The organism is Novosphingobium flavum (assembly GCF_014230315.1).
In the GTDB taxonomy this organism is placed as follows: Bacteria; Pseudomonadota; Alphaproteobacteria; order Sphingomonadales; family Sphingomonadaceae; genus Novosphingobium; species Novosphingobium flavum.
In genome coordinates, this window is sequence record NZ_JACLAW010000020.1 from 26,651 (window position 1) to 42,219 (window position 15,569).

The 15,569-nt window shown below is 64.6% G+C and carries 15 protein-coding genes; 9 read left to right on the plus strand and 6 right to left on the minus strand.

The features are described from left to right. Nucleotides 1–46 precede the first annotated feature (46 nt). Both H7F51_RS18235 and H7F51_RS18240 read right to left on the minus strand, forming a co-directional pair. Complete coding sequence (locus H7F51_RS18235; protein WP_185665756.1) at nucleotides 47–2,920, minus strand: TonB-dependent receptor plug domain-containing protein; 2,874 nt, start codon at nucleotides 2,918–2,920, stop codon at nucleotides 47–49. Between the two features lie 88 nt (nucleotides 2,921–3,008). Further along, nucleotides 3,009–3,842, minus strand: a complete 834-nt coding sequence (locus H7F51_RS18240) for a cyclase family protein (RefSeq protein WP_185665757.1) — start codon at nucleotides 3,840–3,842, stop codon at nucleotides 3,009–3,011. A 455-nt stretch (nucleotides 3,843–4,297) separates the two neighbouring features. On the opposite strand from H7F51_RS18240, the gene H7F51_RS18245 reads away from it, so the two are divergent. From H7F51_RS18245 to H7F51_RS18265, 5 genes are all read left to right on the plus strand, one after another. Further along, the gene (locus H7F51_RS18245) at nucleotides 4,298–4,567 is read left to right on the plus strand and encodes a DUF3489 domain-containing protein (RefSeq protein WP_185665758.1); all 270 of its coding nucleotides are present in this window, start codon (nucleotides 4,298–4,300) and stop codon (nucleotides 4,565–4,567) included. Continuing rightward, nucleotides 4,564–4,977 carry a DUF2924 domain-containing protein gene (locus tag H7F51_RS18250; RefSeq protein ID WP_185665759.1) on the plus strand — a complete coding sequence of 138 codons (414 nt, stop codon included), beginning with the start codon at nucleotides 4,564–4,566 and terminating at the stop codon, nucleotides 4,975–4,977. The genes H7F51_RS18245 and H7F51_RS18250 overlap by 4 nt, the downstream gene beginning before the upstream one ends. Continuing rightward, the gene (locus H7F51_RS18255) at nucleotides 4,974–6,590 is read left to right on the plus strand and encodes a recombinase family protein (RefSeq protein ID WP_185665760.1); all 1,617 of its coding nucleotides are present in this window, start codon (nucleotides 4,974–4,976) and stop codon (nucleotides 6,588–6,590) included. The genes H7F51_RS18250 and H7F51_RS18255 overlap by 4 nt, the downstream gene beginning before the upstream one ends. Nucleotides 6,591–6,659: 69 nt before the next feature. Beyond that, nucleotides 6,660–6,854 carry a hypothetical protein gene (locus H7F51_RS18260; RefSeq protein ID WP_185665761.1) on the plus strand — a complete coding sequence of 65 codons (195 nt, stop codon included), beginning with the start codon at nucleotides 6,660–6,662 and terminating at the stop codon, nucleotides 6,852–6,854. Nucleotides 6,855–7,073: 219 nt separating this feature from the next. Then, nucleotides 7,074–8,153, plus strand: a complete 1,080-nt coding sequence (locus tag H7F51_RS18265) for a restriction endonuclease (protein WP_185665762.1) — start codon at nucleotides 7,074–7,076, stop codon at nucleotides 8,151–8,153. Nucleotides 8,154–8,287: 134 nt separating this feature from the next. Here the strand turns inward: H7F51_RS18265 and H7F51_RS18270 are convergent, their stop codons facing one another. Beyond that, on the minus strand, nucleotides 8,288–8,626 hold the full coding sequence (locus H7F51_RS18270) for a hypothetical protein (RefSeq protein WP_185665763.1): 339 nt from the start codon (nucleotides 8,624–8,626) through the stop codon (nucleotides 8,288–8,290). Between the two features lie 764 nt (nucleotides 8,627–9,390). Between H7F51_RS18270 and H7F51_RS18275 the strand changes: the two genes are divergently transcribed. From H7F51_RS18275 to terL, 3 genes are read left to right on the plus strand one after another with little or no spacing between them, the layout of a single operon-like run. Next, nucleotides 9,391–10,842: a site-specific DNA-methyltransferase gene (locus H7F51_RS18275; protein ID WP_185665764.1), complete on the plus strand. Its 1,452-nt coding sequence runs from the start codon at nucleotides 9,391–9,393 to the stop codon at nucleotides 10,840–10,842. Beyond that, nucleotides 10,835–11,296 (plus strand): hypothetical protein, encoded by a 462-nt coding sequence (locus H7F51_RS18280; protein WP_185665765.1) that lies wholly within the window; start codon nucleotides 10,835–10,837, stop codon nucleotides 11,294–11,296. Before H7F51_RS18275 ends, H7F51_RS18280 begins: the two co-directional genes overlap by 8 nt. After that, on the plus strand, nucleotides 11,293–12,756 hold the full coding sequence (gene terL / locus H7F51_RS18285) for a phage terminase large subunit (protein ID WP_185665766.1): 1,464 nt from the start codon (nucleotides 11,293–11,295) through the stop codon (nucleotides 12,754–12,756). The genes H7F51_RS18280 and terL overlap by 4 nt, the downstream gene beginning before the upstream one ends. Before the next feature lie 66 nt (nucleotides 12,757–12,822). Here terL and H7F51_RS18290 read toward each other — a convergent pair whose 3' ends face one another. Together H7F51_RS18290 and H7F51_RS18295 are read right to left on the minus strand one after the other, a co-directional pair. After that, the gene (locus H7F51_RS18290) at nucleotides 12,823–13,446 is read right to left on the minus strand and encodes a hypothetical protein (protein WP_185665767.1); all 624 of its coding nucleotides are present in this window, start codon (nucleotides 13,444–13,446) and stop codon (nucleotides 12,823–12,825) included. Between the two features lie 53 nt (nucleotides 13,447–13,499). After that, entirely contained in the window at nucleotides 13,500–14,717 is a 1,218-nt protein-coding gene (locus tag H7F51_RS18295; protein WP_185665768.1) for a PDDEXK family nuclease, read from the minus strand. Nucleotides 14,718–14,834: 117 nt separating this feature from the next. Here H7F51_RS18295 and H7F51_RS18300 point away from each other — a divergent pair, with 117 nt between their 5' ends. Next, complete coding sequence (locus H7F51_RS18300) at nucleotides 14,835–15,038, plus strand: helix-turn-helix domain-containing protein (protein WP_185665769.1); 204 nt, start codon at nucleotides 14,835–14,837, stop codon at nucleotides 15,036–15,038. Nucleotides 15,039–15,082: 44 nt separating this feature from the next. Here H7F51_RS18300 and H7F51_RS18305 read toward each other — a convergent pair. Beyond that, on the minus strand, nucleotides 15,083–15,569 hold a 487-nt coding region (locus H7F51_RS18305), incomplete at its 5' end, for a 4Fe-4S dicluster domain-containing protein (RefSeq protein WP_185665770.1).

A 15,569-nucleotide genomic window follows, 5' to 3' on the forward strand; every position in this document is an offset into this window, starting at 1 on the left:
CCAGCACATCCAGATGGATGTGCTGGACCTTCAAAGGGTGGAAGGTCTAGAACCTGGCCTTGATGCCCACGGTGAAATAGCGCCCCACGATGTCATAGATGCTACGCGCCGTCGGGATGTTCAGGCCGGCGACCGGGCTGATCAGGAACAGTCGCCCCTTCTGGTTGAACACGTTGTTGACGGTCGCGTAGAGTTCGGGCTGTCCCGGCGAAGCGCTGAAGCGGTGCGAGATGTTGAAATCCGTATAGACAGTCGCCGGCACCCGGTTGTCGATCCAGGCGAACTGGTCGGACTTGTTGAAGCTGCCAAGATAGCGCTCCTGCACGCTGAGGCTCAGGCCGCTGCTGGTATAGGCGATTTCCAGGTTGCCGCGCAGCTTGGGCATCGGCAGCGGGTAGAAGCCCTGGATGAAATCGGCATTGCCGGCAAAGTCGACCACCGGCGAAGACGAGGAGTTCTGCTGATAGTAGTGGAACATCCGTGTCGCCACGAGGCGCACGCCGATTGTCCCGCCGCCCATCGGCCTGCGGTAGCTCGCCTCGATGTCGACCCCTGAAAGCTTGGTGCGGGCGAGGTTGAGGTTCTGCACCCGGATCTCGTTCGGGAAATTCGCCGAGGTCGTGTTCGAATAGGGCAGCGGGCGGCTGATCTGCGCGCAGACCTCGTTCGTCCCGCCCGAGGCTTCGCACAGGTCGGCCATCTGGATATAGGTGAAGGGCTGGGCGATGGCGTCCTTGATGTTGATCCGGTAGTAATCGACCGAGAGGTTGAAGCCCGGCAGGAACCGCGGGCTGAACACGGCACCGATGGTCAGCGTCCGCGCCTTCTCGGGAGTCAGGCCAGGGTTGCCCGAGGTGATGACATTGACGTTCGACGAAGAATTGGTGTGCCGGTCGGTCAGCGGGCTGGTCGTCTGCTGCTTGCCGGCGAACAGTTCGTAAAGCGAAGGCGCGCGGATATCCTGCGAATAGACCGCGCGGAACCGCAGGTCGGGCACCGGCTCATAGCTGCCGCCCACCTTCCAGGTCGTCACCGAACCGCTGGTGCTGTAGTTGGTGTAGCGCACCGCCCCGTTGAGATCTAGCGTCCCGATCGCCGATCCCTTAAGCACCGGAACTGCGACTTCGCCGTATACTTCCTTCACGGTGTAGGCGCCCGCGCCCACGCCGACGTTCACGCCGGCATAGCGATTTGTCGTGGTCGCCCCGCGAATCCCGGTAAAGTCGGCCGGGATCGCTGGATCGGCGTTACTGGTCTGGACGATCGACTGACGACGGATTTCCCCGCCGACGGCGACCGAAACCGGACCTGCAGGCAGGCTGAAGGGTTCGGTCGATATGTTCGCCGCGCCAAGGTCCATCACGTTGACCGCGCGCCAAAGCGAAGTGCCGTGAACGTACTGGATCGCCGCCTGGCTGCTCGATCCCTCACCCATGATATTGAGTGGGACGCAGTCGTTCATCAAGCCGGGATTGGTGATCGTGATGTTGCAGACGATCTGCCCGGCCGAATTGCGCACGGCATCAACCGCAGCGAAGTACTTACGATTGTCGAGCTGGTAGGCAGCGGTGTCGAAGCGGCTGAACCCGTGGGTGTAATAGACCTCCCACTTGGTGCTGCTGCCGATGCTGCCGTTGAATCCGGCGTTGAGGATGAAGTTGCTGCTTTTCTGCTCGTTGGAGTCCAGCGGCCAGTCGCGGAACGCGCGGACCATGCTGAAACTGCTGCCGGGTGTCATCAGCGCCTGGACCGACGGAGCGAGGAACGGGTTTTCCGCCCTGATCACCGTGCCTCCCGCGGGCGAACCCGGGGTCGCGTTGTGGTCGGTGTTCGCGCCGGTGTTGTAGCTGCCCTCGACGAAGAAAGTCGCCGCATCGCTCAGGGCGAAGGAAAAGCGCCCAAACAATTGCTTGGTGGTGAGGGTCGGGGCGCCGGTCCGGCCAACGGTCGGATTCAGCACGCCATCACTCAGGATGCCGTATCCGGCGCGGCCCGGAATCGCGGTCCCGGCGTTGAATGGCAGCAGCGTGCCGCCGGGGGCGAACTGGTTGTTCACCAGACCCGCAGCGCCCGAAGTGATCAGCCCGCCATAGGTCGAAGAGTTGTTGCGGGCATTGGCGACATAGACGAACGGGGAGACCGCCGTACCCAGGCCGCCGGTGGTCATCCCGCTCAGCGTCGATTCCCCGCTCGCGGTCGAACGCGAGGAACGGTCGGTGATCCCGTCGGAATGATAGTATTCCGCACTCAACAGCACGTGGGCGCGGTCATCCATGAAGCCGTGGCCGAAGGCAGCGCCGAACTTGTACGAAGCAGCGTCGTGATAGGTCGAAACGCCGCTCTGGGCGTTGAGCTTGAGCCCTTTGAACTGATCGTCGAGGACGAAGTTCACCACGCCCGAGACAGCGTCCGAACCATACGCCGCCGAAGCGCCGCCGGTCACCACGTCCACCCGCCGGATGAGCATCTGGGGGATAAGGTTGGCGTCCGTCGCCCCGTTGCTGCTGGTGGGCGGCACCCGTCGACCGTTCATCAGGATCAACACGCGCTGAGGGCCGAGCGCACGGATGTCGAGATAGTTGCCCGAGCGGACCTTCGAGGCACCGGTATCGGCTTGCATATTCTGGCTGATCGAGCCCTGGAATTGCGGCAACTGGTTGAGCGCATCCGGCACGTTGCTCGGCGCCTTGCGCACAAGTTCCTCCGCATTCAGTACCGTCAGAGGCGTGGGCGCGCTGTACCCCTGCTTCTGGATGCGCGAACCGGTGACGACGATCTGTTCCGCGGAGGGCTGACCCGTTTCGGGCGCCGCCTGCTCTTCGGAAGCCGGGGGCGGAGGAGCATTCTGGGCGCTTGCCGCCGCCGAGATAGCGAGAAGGCTTGCCCCCACGCCGTAACGCAACATGATCCCCAAAGTCATTTCGCTCTCCCATTTTTTTCTGGTTTGACGGGACGCGGCTGGCGCGGCCCGACGGACGTCATGGATGCGGCCCGCAGGCCGCAGACGGTCAAAACAATGCGATTGCCCGGACGGGCAGTCCGGTCGCTTCGGCGATCGGAGCCGCACCGACCACCAACAAGGCACCTACCGGCGGCACCGATCTGAGATTGGTAATTCCCTCGATCCCCCACCGACCGCTGCGCAGCCAGAACTGATGGACCGGATAGCTCGGCACATTCGGCCCGGAGTCGATGGTCATGGCGTCGACAGCGATGCCTTTGACGCGACGCTTCTCGGCCAGCATGCGCGCGGCTTCGATCCCGAACCCGGTGGAATTATGACTATGGGCCGCCTGGTTGCGCGCCATCTCAGCAAACGGGTCCCACCCCGAGTGCACCGCGACACAGCAGCCATCGGGAAGCCGCCCGTGCCGCCGCTCCCAGGCCAGGACATCGGCAGGCTCGACTTGAGCATCGCGTGACTTCGCGGCCTTCGCCGAGATGTCAACGACGACGAGTGGCACAACGAGATCGCTGAGCGGAATCTCGCCAAGGCTCTTGAACTGCTCACCAAAATGACTGGGCGCATCAATGTGCGTTCCGGTGTGCTCGATCAGCGCAAGGCGATGCATTTTCATGCCGACCGCCACGCCTGAACCATCAACCGATTCCATTGAGATGCGTGGGTTGCTTGGATCAAAGTTGAACTGACGTGTTAGCTTGTGCGTCAGGTCGGTAAATTGAAGTGACCGACCTCCAAATCGCGCCACACCAACGGTTGAGTCGACCGGCGCGGCTCTGGCCTCGCCGCTCACTCCCTCCAATTGGGCCGCGACGGCCAACCCGCCGAGAATGTCGAGAAATCCTCGCCTCGCAATGGAACCTGGACCAGCCATACTCATCCGCCCCCGCTTGGGATGCCTGAATGGAACATCTGGATAGATTATATTACTCTTGTGTCAACTGGTATATTTTTATGGCCACATACCTCGGTTGCCATTTGGCCATGCCTAGACCGCGGCGATGTCCCATTCTCAATGTAATCATCTCTTTACGGCTCGATTTTCGAGACAAGCTGTGGCGCCAATCGGGTCTGGCCGAGGCAATCGAAGCCTTCATAATCCGGGTATTGGACTGCTCCGAAAACCCAATGTTGTGGCAGCCACAAACGGCGCATCAAATCGCGGAGCTAAGACTCGACGAATAGTCTTACGGACTGGACTTCCGGTCGAACGGGAGCATTGCTGTTCCTTGTGAATCGCAGCCGCCCCTGAGGTCGCTGCCGCCCGGTCGCTGAAGATCCGGGCTTGTGGTGGTGGGAGCCGGCGCTGGTGCCTTGCTCCCATGGAGAACCACCATGAGCAACGAACTGGAAGCTGCGGCCACCTCCGCGTCCGAATGCACCGCACCCCGCGCCCACACCAAGGCCGAACGCCTGCTCGAGCTGCTCCGCACAGGCTCGGGCGCCAGCCTCGAGGACATGACCGAAGCCACCGGCTGGCAGGCCCACACCGTGCGCGCCGCGATGACCGGCCTGCGCAAGCGCGGCTATGCCATCACCCGCCACGTCGAGGGCAATACCACCGTGTGGACGGTGGCCGCGGCCGAGGCGGCGGTACCCGCATGAGCCGGCTGCGGACCAGGGTCGCGCGCGAGGTCGCCGCGCTGGTGGACATGCCGCTCGCCGGGCTGCGCAAGGAATGGGAGCGGCGCTACGGCGCCGCTCCCCGCCACCGCTCGGTGGATCTCCTGCGCCGGGTGCTGGCCTGGCGGATGCAGGCCGATGTCTACGGCGGGCTCGATGCCGCAACCCGGCGGATGATCGAGAACGATGGGCCGGTGCAACTGGCGGCCACACCCGGCATGCGCCTCGCCCGCGAATGGGCCGGCCAGCGCCACGAGGTGGTCGTGATCGAGAGCGGCGTGGTCTACGAGGGCGTGACCTACCGCAGCCTGTCGTCAGTGGCCAAGCACATCACCGGCATGCAGTGGAACGGGCCACGCTTCTTCGGCCTCAGGCAGGAGAACGTGCGGTGAGCGCCCGGCTGCGCTGCGCGATCTACACCCGCAAGTCGACCGAGGAGGGGCTGGAGCAGACGTTCAATTCGCTCGATGCCCAGCGCGAGGCGTGTGAGGCCTATGTGCTGAGCCAGGCCGGTGAAGGCTGGGAATGTCTGCCCGAACTCTACGACGATGGTGGCTGGTCGGGCGGCAACATGGACCGCCCGGCACTTCTGCGCCTGCTGGCGGATATCGGCAAGGGCCGGATCGACGTGGTGGTGGTCTACAAGGTCGACCGTCTGACCCGTAGCCTTATGGACTTTGCCCGGATCGTCGAAGTGTTCGACCAGAACAAGGTCAGCTTCGTCTCGGTGACCCAGGCCTTCAACACCACCAGTTCCATGGGGCGCCTGACCCTCAATGTCCTCCTCTCCTTCGCCCAGTTCGAGCGTGAGGTCACCGGCGAGCGCATCCGCGACAAGATCGCCCAGTCCAAGGCCCGCGGGATCTGGATGGGCGGGCATGTGCCGCTGGGCTATGACCTTGGTGAGCGGGTCCTGCTCCCGCACCCCACCGAGGCCGAAACGGTCCGGCACATCTTCCGGCGCTACCTGGAGCTCAAGTCGCTGCCGGCACTGGTCAAGGATCTCACAGCAGCCGGCATCCTGACCAAACGGCGGACCTCACGGGCGGGCAACACGCAGGGCGGCATTCCGTTCAACTGCTCGGGGCTGTCGCACATCCTCAGGAACCGGATCTACCTCGGCGAGATCGTCCACCGCGGCAAGGCCCATGCCGGCGAGCATGAAGCCATCGTCGACAAGGCCCTGTTCAAGGCCGTGCAGGACCAGCTTGCCACCAACCATCATCGCCACCACACCCGCAAGACCCGGGCGGGCTCCTGTCCGCTCACCGGCAGGATTGTCGATGGCGAGGGCCAGCCGATGCGGCCGAGTTTCAGTTACGGGCGGGGTTCCAGGACCTATCGCTATTATGTCAGTGAGTGCCTGCTCCCGACCGCCAAGGCGACCAGCGGCGGCAACCTGCAGGGTATCCGCCTCCCAGCCGTGCGGATCGAGACGCTGCTGTTCCGAGCCATCGGGGAACTGCTGCCCGAACCGACGGGCCCCGATATGATCTTCGCTGCCATCACCCGGATCGAGGCCACGCCGACCGCACTACGGGTCACGCTCGATCCGGCCCGTCTCGTCAGCGAGAGCCTGTCAGCCGACGCGCTGCTCGACCGGGTTCGGCGGCAGATCGATCCCGACGCGGCGCTCAGCGACGGGCGGATGACGTTCACGCTTGCCATACCGGCCGGTCGCAAGGGGCGGACCGTCGCCCCCTCTGTTCGGAAGCACCGGAACAGCGAGGACACGGCGGACATGGCCGAACTCGTCCGCGTCGCCCATCGCAAGCTGGCGGAGCACGACGCTTCGCCGCTCGATCCCGGCCAGCACGCCAGGATGCGCGCGCCGGTCGACGCCTGGACCCGGGAGCGGATCGCCATCGGCCTGCTGGCGCCAGACATCCAGAAGGCCCTGCTTCAGGGAACCATGCCGCGTGGGTTCGATCCCGACGAATTGGTCGGAATGAACCTGCCGCTCGACTGGGGCGAGCAGCGGCGGATGTTGGGCATGGCGGGATGACACGCCAACGCCCGCCCTGCGACAAAGCTGCGGGTGGACTTCGCCTCACGGGGATGGCGTGGTCAGGGCGTGACCGACAACGAACTCATCGCCCAGCTCTGCATCCGGATCGGGATGATCATGGAGGATGTCTGCGGCGATGCGGTCACGGCCCGGGCGGATCGGGCCGTCGATCTGGGTCCAGTGTTATGCCGACTGCGCGAGGCGAGTGACCGGATCTCTGCACTGGTCAGGGCCGCCGAGATGCTGGCAATGAAGCCCTGACGGCGGCGGAGAAAGCCAGCTTGCGCGAAGCAGCGATAATGCATCGGCTCGGGGAAGCACGCGACCAGCGGATCGTCGGGCTCGGTCAACGCTTCAACGACGGACATTCCAGCCAGCGTAACGTGAGCGGTCTGTATCCAGCCAGCAGAAAATGCTTGCTGAAGCGAATACCTCTAACAATCATACGGACCTTAAACACTCGACGGGTATTTTGGCCAAATGCCGATCCCCCACAAGGAACCGCCTGACCTTTCCAGCGCTGCTGAAGCGCTGCGCGACGCTATTTGCCGGGGCTGCGCCAACCTTGCCCAAACGATCAGTGATACCGCTGATGACTGGGAGGTGGATGAGCAGGCGCTCGTGTTTGTTTTCGGAAAACGCTACGGCAAGTCACCGGAACAGATGCGTTCTGACCGGGAAAAACTGCCTGTTCGAAAATCCCCGCCGGTCCAGCCCCGCCGTATACCCTTACCAGGTTCGCCGTCAGGTGCCGGCCATGGCCACCCCCTTGGTTCGGCCGCCCCCCTGCCGCGCTCGCGGCTTCAATCCGGCCGGTCGATCAGCGCGGGCACGCACCCCAAGCCGGCCATTGCCGGCATTGGCGCCCCGCCCGAACCCGTGCCGCAACAGTTCGATCTTCCAGCTGATTTCGATCTCGACGTCTTCGAGCAGCAGGTCCGCGCCCTCGACTGGAAGATCACCGTTCTCGCACTTCTGGGTCTCAGCGTTCTGATCATTGGGGTGGCAACCCTCTCCAGCCACCCAGTACTCTACGCGTTCGGGGCTATAATTTTAGGGATGCCGCTCTGCAGGGAATTGATCACGGCGCTGCTCAGGTACAATCCTGTCAGCGCCGCCATTCTCGATGCCCGGCCGAATGCCACCAGGTATCAGTCCGCACTGGAGAACTGGGTTCTCACGAAAACCGAGTGCGGCATCGAGTACTGGCGGGACCTGCGCGGCGTCCCATTTGAGAAGGCGGTTGCCCAGTTGCTGACTCGCCGGGGATGCCATGCGGAACTTACTACGACCACCGGCGACGGCGGCGTCGACATCCTCGTCTCGATAGGTTCCGTGAAATACGGATGCCAATGCAAGGGGCACGCAAAGCCGGTGGGGGCCAGGACAATCCGCGAGATTGCGGGAGCATGCCAACGATTCCATCGCCAACCGGTGGTCGTAGTGACCAATGGCTTCACCAGACATGCCATCGAGGAAGCTGCAGACCTGGGCGTGATTTGTCTGGACGCCCCTGACCTGTGCAGACTGGCCACGATGGACCAGATCAAGACCCTTTGAGTGTTTCTGGTTGGTCCCAGACGGACCAGCACCTCCCGCTCAATCACAGTTGGCAGCAGGGCGACGGTACCGGATAGGGCCCACGTGGGTGATACCGTGAAATTCCGCCGGCGCCCGCGCAATCGCGGCCAATTTCACAGGCAGGCGGGGGCTGAGGCCGACCTTTCCTGCCAGCAGATCGAAGGGGGTTTCGCGGTGCGGCGGTACGGGTTTATTTTCTGCTGGAGATTGTGAGCTGCGGCCTCCGGCATCAGTCCCGAGCGGCTGAAAAGTTGGGCGGTCCGGAAGGTCGGCTTCCAGCCGTGAAAACGGGATAGCTGACATCCGAATCCGTCAGCGTCGATTTCCGGGTCCGGCCCGTTAAAGCCGCATTGCAGGCCCAGCGCACTGTTCCTGGAGCGACGGATTTTGGCGATGAACCTGCCATTGAATCCATCGTGCGGGAACGGCAGCAACGTCCCACTGTTAGTCATCCATGCTCGCCCACAGCTCGGTGAACCGAGGGCAGGTTTCCGGGTGCCCAGATTTGCCGCTGAACGGCAGCAATGTTGAGGATTTCAGGCGTTTGCTGCCCCGACCACCACGTAGAGCAAAATGTGCAGAGACGCGGGTTTTCTCAAAACCGTTGATGCAGAATTCGCCACAGAGACTCTGCCGAAATCAGGCCATTTTCAGGCCCATTCTGCGTCTCTGCAGAGACGTTTCCGCGATGCCATAACAGGGAGATTCCCGCGCAATTGCGCCACTTCCGCGCCGGGACTTGGAGAGCCCGGTTGATCCAGAAAGTGGTTGGAGGTGGGGGCAGTACCGAGAGCAATGGTCTCTGTGACGAATTCCCGTTCCCACGGGAATTCTCACGGGAATTTCGCTTGATTGGCCACTTTTCCGGTCAATCGGCCTTCGTAAGGCACTGGCCGCGAATGCGATTTTGGCAAATTCCCGTGCGCGTTTCACGGGAATATTCCTGCACCGTGACGGCAATTCCGACCCTGGAAATTCCGTAAAGTGCAGATCATTCGTCAAGTAATATCAATAACTTGCGAGATATTCCCTCTTGCAACACTGATAGCAGATTGCTACCACAATCCTTGCGTCGTTCCAAGACCCGACGCTCTGAGCAGCATTAATACCAGCGTTCCGCCCGGAACGGAGCAGCACGGATCCGGCACCTTCATCACTCCGGATGAGTGTGCCGTTTCCCCTGCCCGCCGTCTTAGGGTTACGGAAAAGGCTGCTCATGCATCCCCACACCCCTCCGGTCCGGCGCCGCACGCGCCCCGCCACCTCGCAGCTCCGCCTCGCCAGTGAGGCGATCGCCACGATGGATATGCGCCCCAAGCTGCGGGTCGAGGACCTGCCGATCGGCCAGGTGCGCGAGCCAAACCGCAAGCTGCGCCGCTACAGCAAACGGCATCTGACCGCCCTCAAGGCCTCGCTCGAAGAGTTCGACTTCGTTCGCCCGATCCTCATCGACAGGAACGGGACCATCATCGCCGGCGTGGCGATCTGGCTGGCGGCGAAGGAACTCAAGTACGAGACCATTCCGGCGATCCGCATCGAGCATTTGAGCCCGGAGCAGATCCGTCTCTACCGGATCGGCGACAACAAGCTGCAGATGGGCGAGTTCGACGAGGCCGAACTGCGGCTCGAGTTCCTCGAGCTCGGCGATCTTTCGGTTGAACTCAATCTCGACCTCGATCCCGAGGTCACCGGGTTCACGACCAAGGAAATCGACGACATCACCCTGCGTCAGCCGCCGGGCTGCGATGGCTCGGGTGACGCCGACGGCGACGAAGATGACGAGGACCTCAAACCGGGGCCCGGCGAACCGGTCACCCGCCCCGGCGATGCCTGGATCATCGGCGAACACCACAAGGTGATCTGCGGCAACTCGCTCGAGGCGGAAACCTACGCCGCGCTGATGGGCGATGAACTGGCCGAGATGGTGGTAGGCGACGGGCCCTTCAACGTGCCCATCAAGGGTAATGTCAGCAGCCGCAAGGACGCGAAGGAATTTGCCTTCGCCAGCGGGGAAATGTCGTGCGAGGAGTTCATCGCTTTCCAGCGTACTGCGTTCCGCCACATGGCGGCCTACAGCATCGACGGCTCGATCCATTATGCCTTCATTTCATGGCATTTTGCCTGCGAGCTGCTCACCGCGGGCCGCGCGGAGTACGACGAACTCAAAAATCTCTTGGTGTGGTCCAAGACCAATGCGTCGCGCGGCTTCTACCGCAGCCAGCACGAATTGATCGCCGTATTCAAGTCCGGCACGGCACCGCACATCTGCACCTTCGGGATCGAGAAGGGCGCGCGCTGGCGCTCGAATGTCATCGTCCAGGCCGGCTGCAACAGTTTCGGGCCGACCCGCGACGAGGACCTGGCCGATCACTGCACGGTCAAGCCGGTCAGCCTGTTCGCTGATCTCATGCGCGACTGCTCGCGCCGCGGCGGGATCATTCTGGATCCCTGGGGCGGCAGCGGGGTCACCGTCCTGGCCGCGCACTGGACCGGGCGCCGGGCCCGGGTGATCGAGATCGATCCCGGTTATATCGATGTCACGCTTCGCCGAGCCGCAAAGCGCTTCGGGCTTGATGCCGTGCTCGAGGCCACCGGCCAGACTTTCGCGGAAGTTGCGGCCGAACGCCTCGGCCTCGACCTCGGGGACGAGAAGGCGGACCATGACTGAGCGCAAACCCGCCAAGCGCAGCGCCGGTGACTATCCCGTCGGCTACGGGAAGCCTCCGGTTGCGACGCAGTTCAAGAAGGGCCAGCCCCGCCCGCCCCGCAAGGCGAAGCCCGACAAGCCCGCGCCGAGCTTCGAGGACTACCTCGAGGCCGAACTCGCCGAACAAATGCGGATCGTGGAAAACGGGGTTGAGCAATACGTGCCCAAGGGCAAGGCGCTGGCCAAGGCCTCGATCAAGGGCGCCCTGGATGATCGTGATCCCCGGCGGCTCAAGGGGTTCCTGCGTCCGGCCAGGGCGCAGGAGGATTTCGACTTCAGCGAGGTCGATCTTGCCATCGTCGCGCGGTTCATGGCTCAGCTGGTGAAACAGAGCCGGAAGCCGGGGCCCGATGAGGAGGCCGACGAAGCGGAGGACGACACCTACGACGATACGGACGGGGAGGCCCGAGCATGAACCCCTTTCGCCAGATGTTCGCCGGGCTGCTGCGCCTCCACTTCCTCAGCTTCGTGGCCAAATGCATCGAGACGGTCGACCCGGCCGCAACCTACGTCGAGAACTGGCACATCCTCGTGCTGGCCGCAAAACTCGAACTGGTGCAGCGGGGGGTGATCCGGCGGCTGATGATCAACCTGCCGCCGCGTTCGCTCAAGACCCACATCGTCAGCGTGGCCTTCTGCGCCTGGCTGCTCGGGCATGATCCGACCAAGCGGATCATCTGCGTCACCTACAGCAACGACGTGGCCAAGACCCAGGCCAAGCTGTTCAACAAGATCATGCGCTGCGACTGGTTCCAGGCGGCCTTCCCCGAATGCCGCCCGGAACGCACCAACAAGCTGATGGACTGGTACACGACCAGTGGCGGGAACCGCCTCGCCACCTCGATCCAGGGCAGCATCCTCTCGCGCGGCGCTGACATCATCATCCTCGATGACCCCAACAAGGGCCAGGAGATTCATTCGAAGGTCAGCCGCGAGAAGGTCAAGGCGGTCTACGACCAGGTCATCTCGACCCGCCTCAACGAACCGAAGAAGGGGGCCATCGTCTGCGTCATGCAGCGGCTTCACCCCGATGACCTTGCCGGGCACCTGCTCGGACTGGAACCGTGGGACGAAGTGGTCATGCCGTCCATCGCCACCGAGCACGAGGTCTGGGATCTCGGCAATGGCGAGGCCAAGGTGCGCGAGCCCGGCGAGCTGCTCCAGGAGTTCCACGTCGGCCAGGCCGAACTCGACCTCAAGCGCCAGAGCATGGGCCTGCTGGCGTTCGAGGCGCAGTACCAGCAGCACCCGGTCCCGTCCGAGGGCGGCGTGGTCAAACGCCGCTGGCTGCAGTTCTACGACCTGCCCCCTGACCCGATCGAGTTCACGTTGGTCAGCTGGGACACGGCCTCGACCCTGTCCGAGAACGCCGACTGGTCGGTGGGCACGGTTTGGGGCGTCAGCAAGGGCCAGTTCTGGCTGCTCGACGTGGTCCGCGGGCGGATGGAAACCCCGGACCTGCGCCGTACGATCGAGGAGACGCACCGCCGCCACCGGGCCGACCTCACCATCGTCGAGGACGACGGGATCGGCCGGGCGATCGTCCAGGACCTGCGCCGCACCTCGGGCATCTGCACCCCGATCGCGATCAAGCCGATGTACGAGAAGCTCGCCCGGATGGAGGCCCGGGCCGTGATGTTCGAGGTCGGGCAGGTCCATGTGCCGCGTGCGGCCGTCTGGCTCGGGACCTATCTCGAGGAACTGCTCGGATTTCCCAACACGGTGAAGGACGATCAGGTCGACAGCACCAGCCAGGCGCTCGACTACCTGCAGCGGCGCTTTTCCGAAACGCTCCGCGCCCGGCCCGAAGGGGGGCGCCGCCGGTCCAAGGGCGGCCATCGTCCGAAAGGCGTGCCGCAGCGGCGCGGCGGCTGAAACCGGCCGCGCCGGTTGCCTGGACCGGCACCGGAAGAACGGGGGGCGCCTCCGGACCGCCCCCGCTCAGCCCGCCCCAGGCAGGATCCCCCGCCAGATGTGCTCGTGGTTGCCCTCGTGCCCAGGCATGCCCGGGCGGGTGAGGAGCCCGCACGGTTCGACCCGGCTGCGGATCTCGCGCTTCGGCACCTCGCGCCAGCGCAGGTTGAAGGCGAAGCGGGTCCGGTAGAAGGTCATGTTGGAATAGGCCAGGTGGTCGTGGACCCACCAGGCCAGGCGCTGCCAGTCGCCGGGGGCGTGGAAACGGTCGTGAAAGCCCGGCACGACGATACAGGCGGTCGCACCCATGCAGCCCTCGCTGTCGCGCTGGTCCCAGATGTGCCCGGCCCGGTTCGCCTCGTTGCTGGCGCAGCTGTAGGCATAGCCCCCAGCCAGCGTCATCCGGTTCCCGAATGCGTTGAGCTCGGCCGAGCGATAGGCCGAGCGGATCACGATCCGGCCGAAGACGGCCTGCAGCGGCTCGAGCAGGTCCTCGCACAGCCGGGTGCCGGCGGCGATGGCGAGGTCCGGGTCATCGGGAATGTTGGCGATCCCGTGGACCGCGGCGATCTCGGAATAGAGAAAGTCGCGCAGGAAGAAGCTGCGCGAGAGCCGGACCCGGCCGAGCTCCGTGAGTTCGCGCACCGTCATGGGCGCCGGCCGGGGGCGGAAGCCGTCCCCCTCCGGCGCCGGGCCCGCCCGGTTCATCCCTCCGGGCCGATCTGCTCGAGCCGCGGCCGGAAGCTGTTGACCAGCTGGTTGGCGGCCCGGCGCAGCAGGTCCCGCTGCCGCATTTCTGCACCCTCGTCCCACGGCAGCGGCGAGGGCCATGCCAGGGTGATGGTGGCGCCCTTGTCGGTGCGCTCCCAGGCCGGAGCCGGCAGCCCGGCCTCGGCGAGTTCCTCGTCGATGAGCGCGCGGTCGGCCGCCAGGCGTTCGAACGCCGCGAGCCCCTCGCTGCCGGGCAGGTTGATATAGGCCCCGATCCGGCCCGAGCCGCTGGCCCGGTAGAGCGTCAGCCAGTGCCCGCGCGGCAGCGGGGCCTTCATCCACCCCAGCCCGCCGATCCGCGGCGGCGGCTGCGAGGGATCGTCGAACACCATCCCCGCAAGGAAGTGCTCGGCAAAGCCGCGCCAGGCCTCCTGGAGGCCGGAATCGAGCTTGCGCCCCCGCCCTTCGCCGGCCGGCGCGACCGGTTCGTCGCGCAGGTCGGCAATGACCACGCTGGCCTCGTTGCGGATCACCGCCCGTTCGATCACCACGGTCTTCGCCAGCAGCCGCGGCTGGACGACGACCTGCTCGGCCCCGGTGCCATCGGTCCACGCATACTGCGCCATCTCGACCAGCGCAAAATCGAAGGCGAGGCCGGGCTGGGCAACGAGGTACTCGCCGATCCGCTGGGTCCCCTCGGTGATCCCGTCACCGACCACCAGCAGCAGGAAGCGCCCGGCGGCGAGGTTGCGCGAGACCCGGTCGACGAACTGCGCCTCGTCCATCCCGTCGGTCCCGGCCCCGGCCGCGACCAGCTGGTACAGGGCATTGCCGCTCGATCCGGTCGCGCGCGACACCTCGCGCTGCAGGTCCTCATAGCTGAACCGGGCCAGCGCCCGGGCATAGTCGAGGATCTGACCGACTACCTCCCGCCGGGCCTGCGGATTGCGCCACAGTTTGCACTCGACGATCACGAGGTGCCCGCGGGCATCGACCAGGAAGGCATCGATCCGGCCGACATCGGGGACGTTGAGTTCCCGGGCCACCGGGACCAGCGGTCCGATGCCCGGATCGATCTCCCCGACCGGTAGCATCGCCGGGTGGGCGAGCAGCAGATCGCGCAGGGCATCCTCGCGCCGCGCGGCGCCTTCCGGCACCCGGCGGACAATCCGCGGAGCCCCGGCCGCGTCATTGAGAAGAACCAGCGTCATGTGTTCACCTGTCGACTATCAGGAACATGACGAATGCTTGCTGTGGCCGCCAAGTCAACGCGAAATGTCACTGATCGTCTGTAGATCGATCGCCGACATGGCTGTCTTTAGGCGGCCGTGGATATTCGGATACGCCTCGGCCGGAACGTACGCGCCCTGCGCGAGGCCAGGGGTTGGAGCCAGGAAGACTACGCCGACCGCGCCGGGATCCACCGCACCTATGTCAGCGACATCGAGCGCGGGCGCAGGAATCCCACGGTCACCGTGGTTGAGAAGCTGGCCGCGCCCCTTGGGGTGACCGCTGGGGCTTTGCTGAACTAATACGATCATCAGCGGACGCCGGCTGAACCGGGTTCGCCGCCCCCTCACATGTTCAGATAGTTGGGCCCGCCGCCGCCTTCGGGTGTGACCCATTCGATGTTCTGGGTCGGGTCCTTGATGTCGCAGGTCTTGCAGTGGACGCAGTTCTGGGCGTTGATCTGCAGGCGCGGGTTCATCCCGTCCGTATCGACGAACTCATAGACCCCCGCCGGGCAATAGCGCGCCTCGGGTCCGTCATAGCGCGACAGGTTGATCGCCGTCGGCACCGCCGGATCCTTCAGCCGCAGGTGGCACGGCTGATCCTCTTCGTGGTTGGTGAACGAGTAGGACACACTGGTCAGCCGGTCGAACGAGATCACCCCGTCGGGCTTGGGATACTGGATCGGCCTGTAAAGGTCCGCCCGCCCGGTGGCAGAGGCGTCGCTGTGGTGTTGCAGCGGCCTTGCAATGCCGAAGCCGAAGAGCGTGCGGCACCACATGTCCGCTCCCGCCAGCACCGTGCCGATGGCGCCGCCGAACTTCGCCACCAGC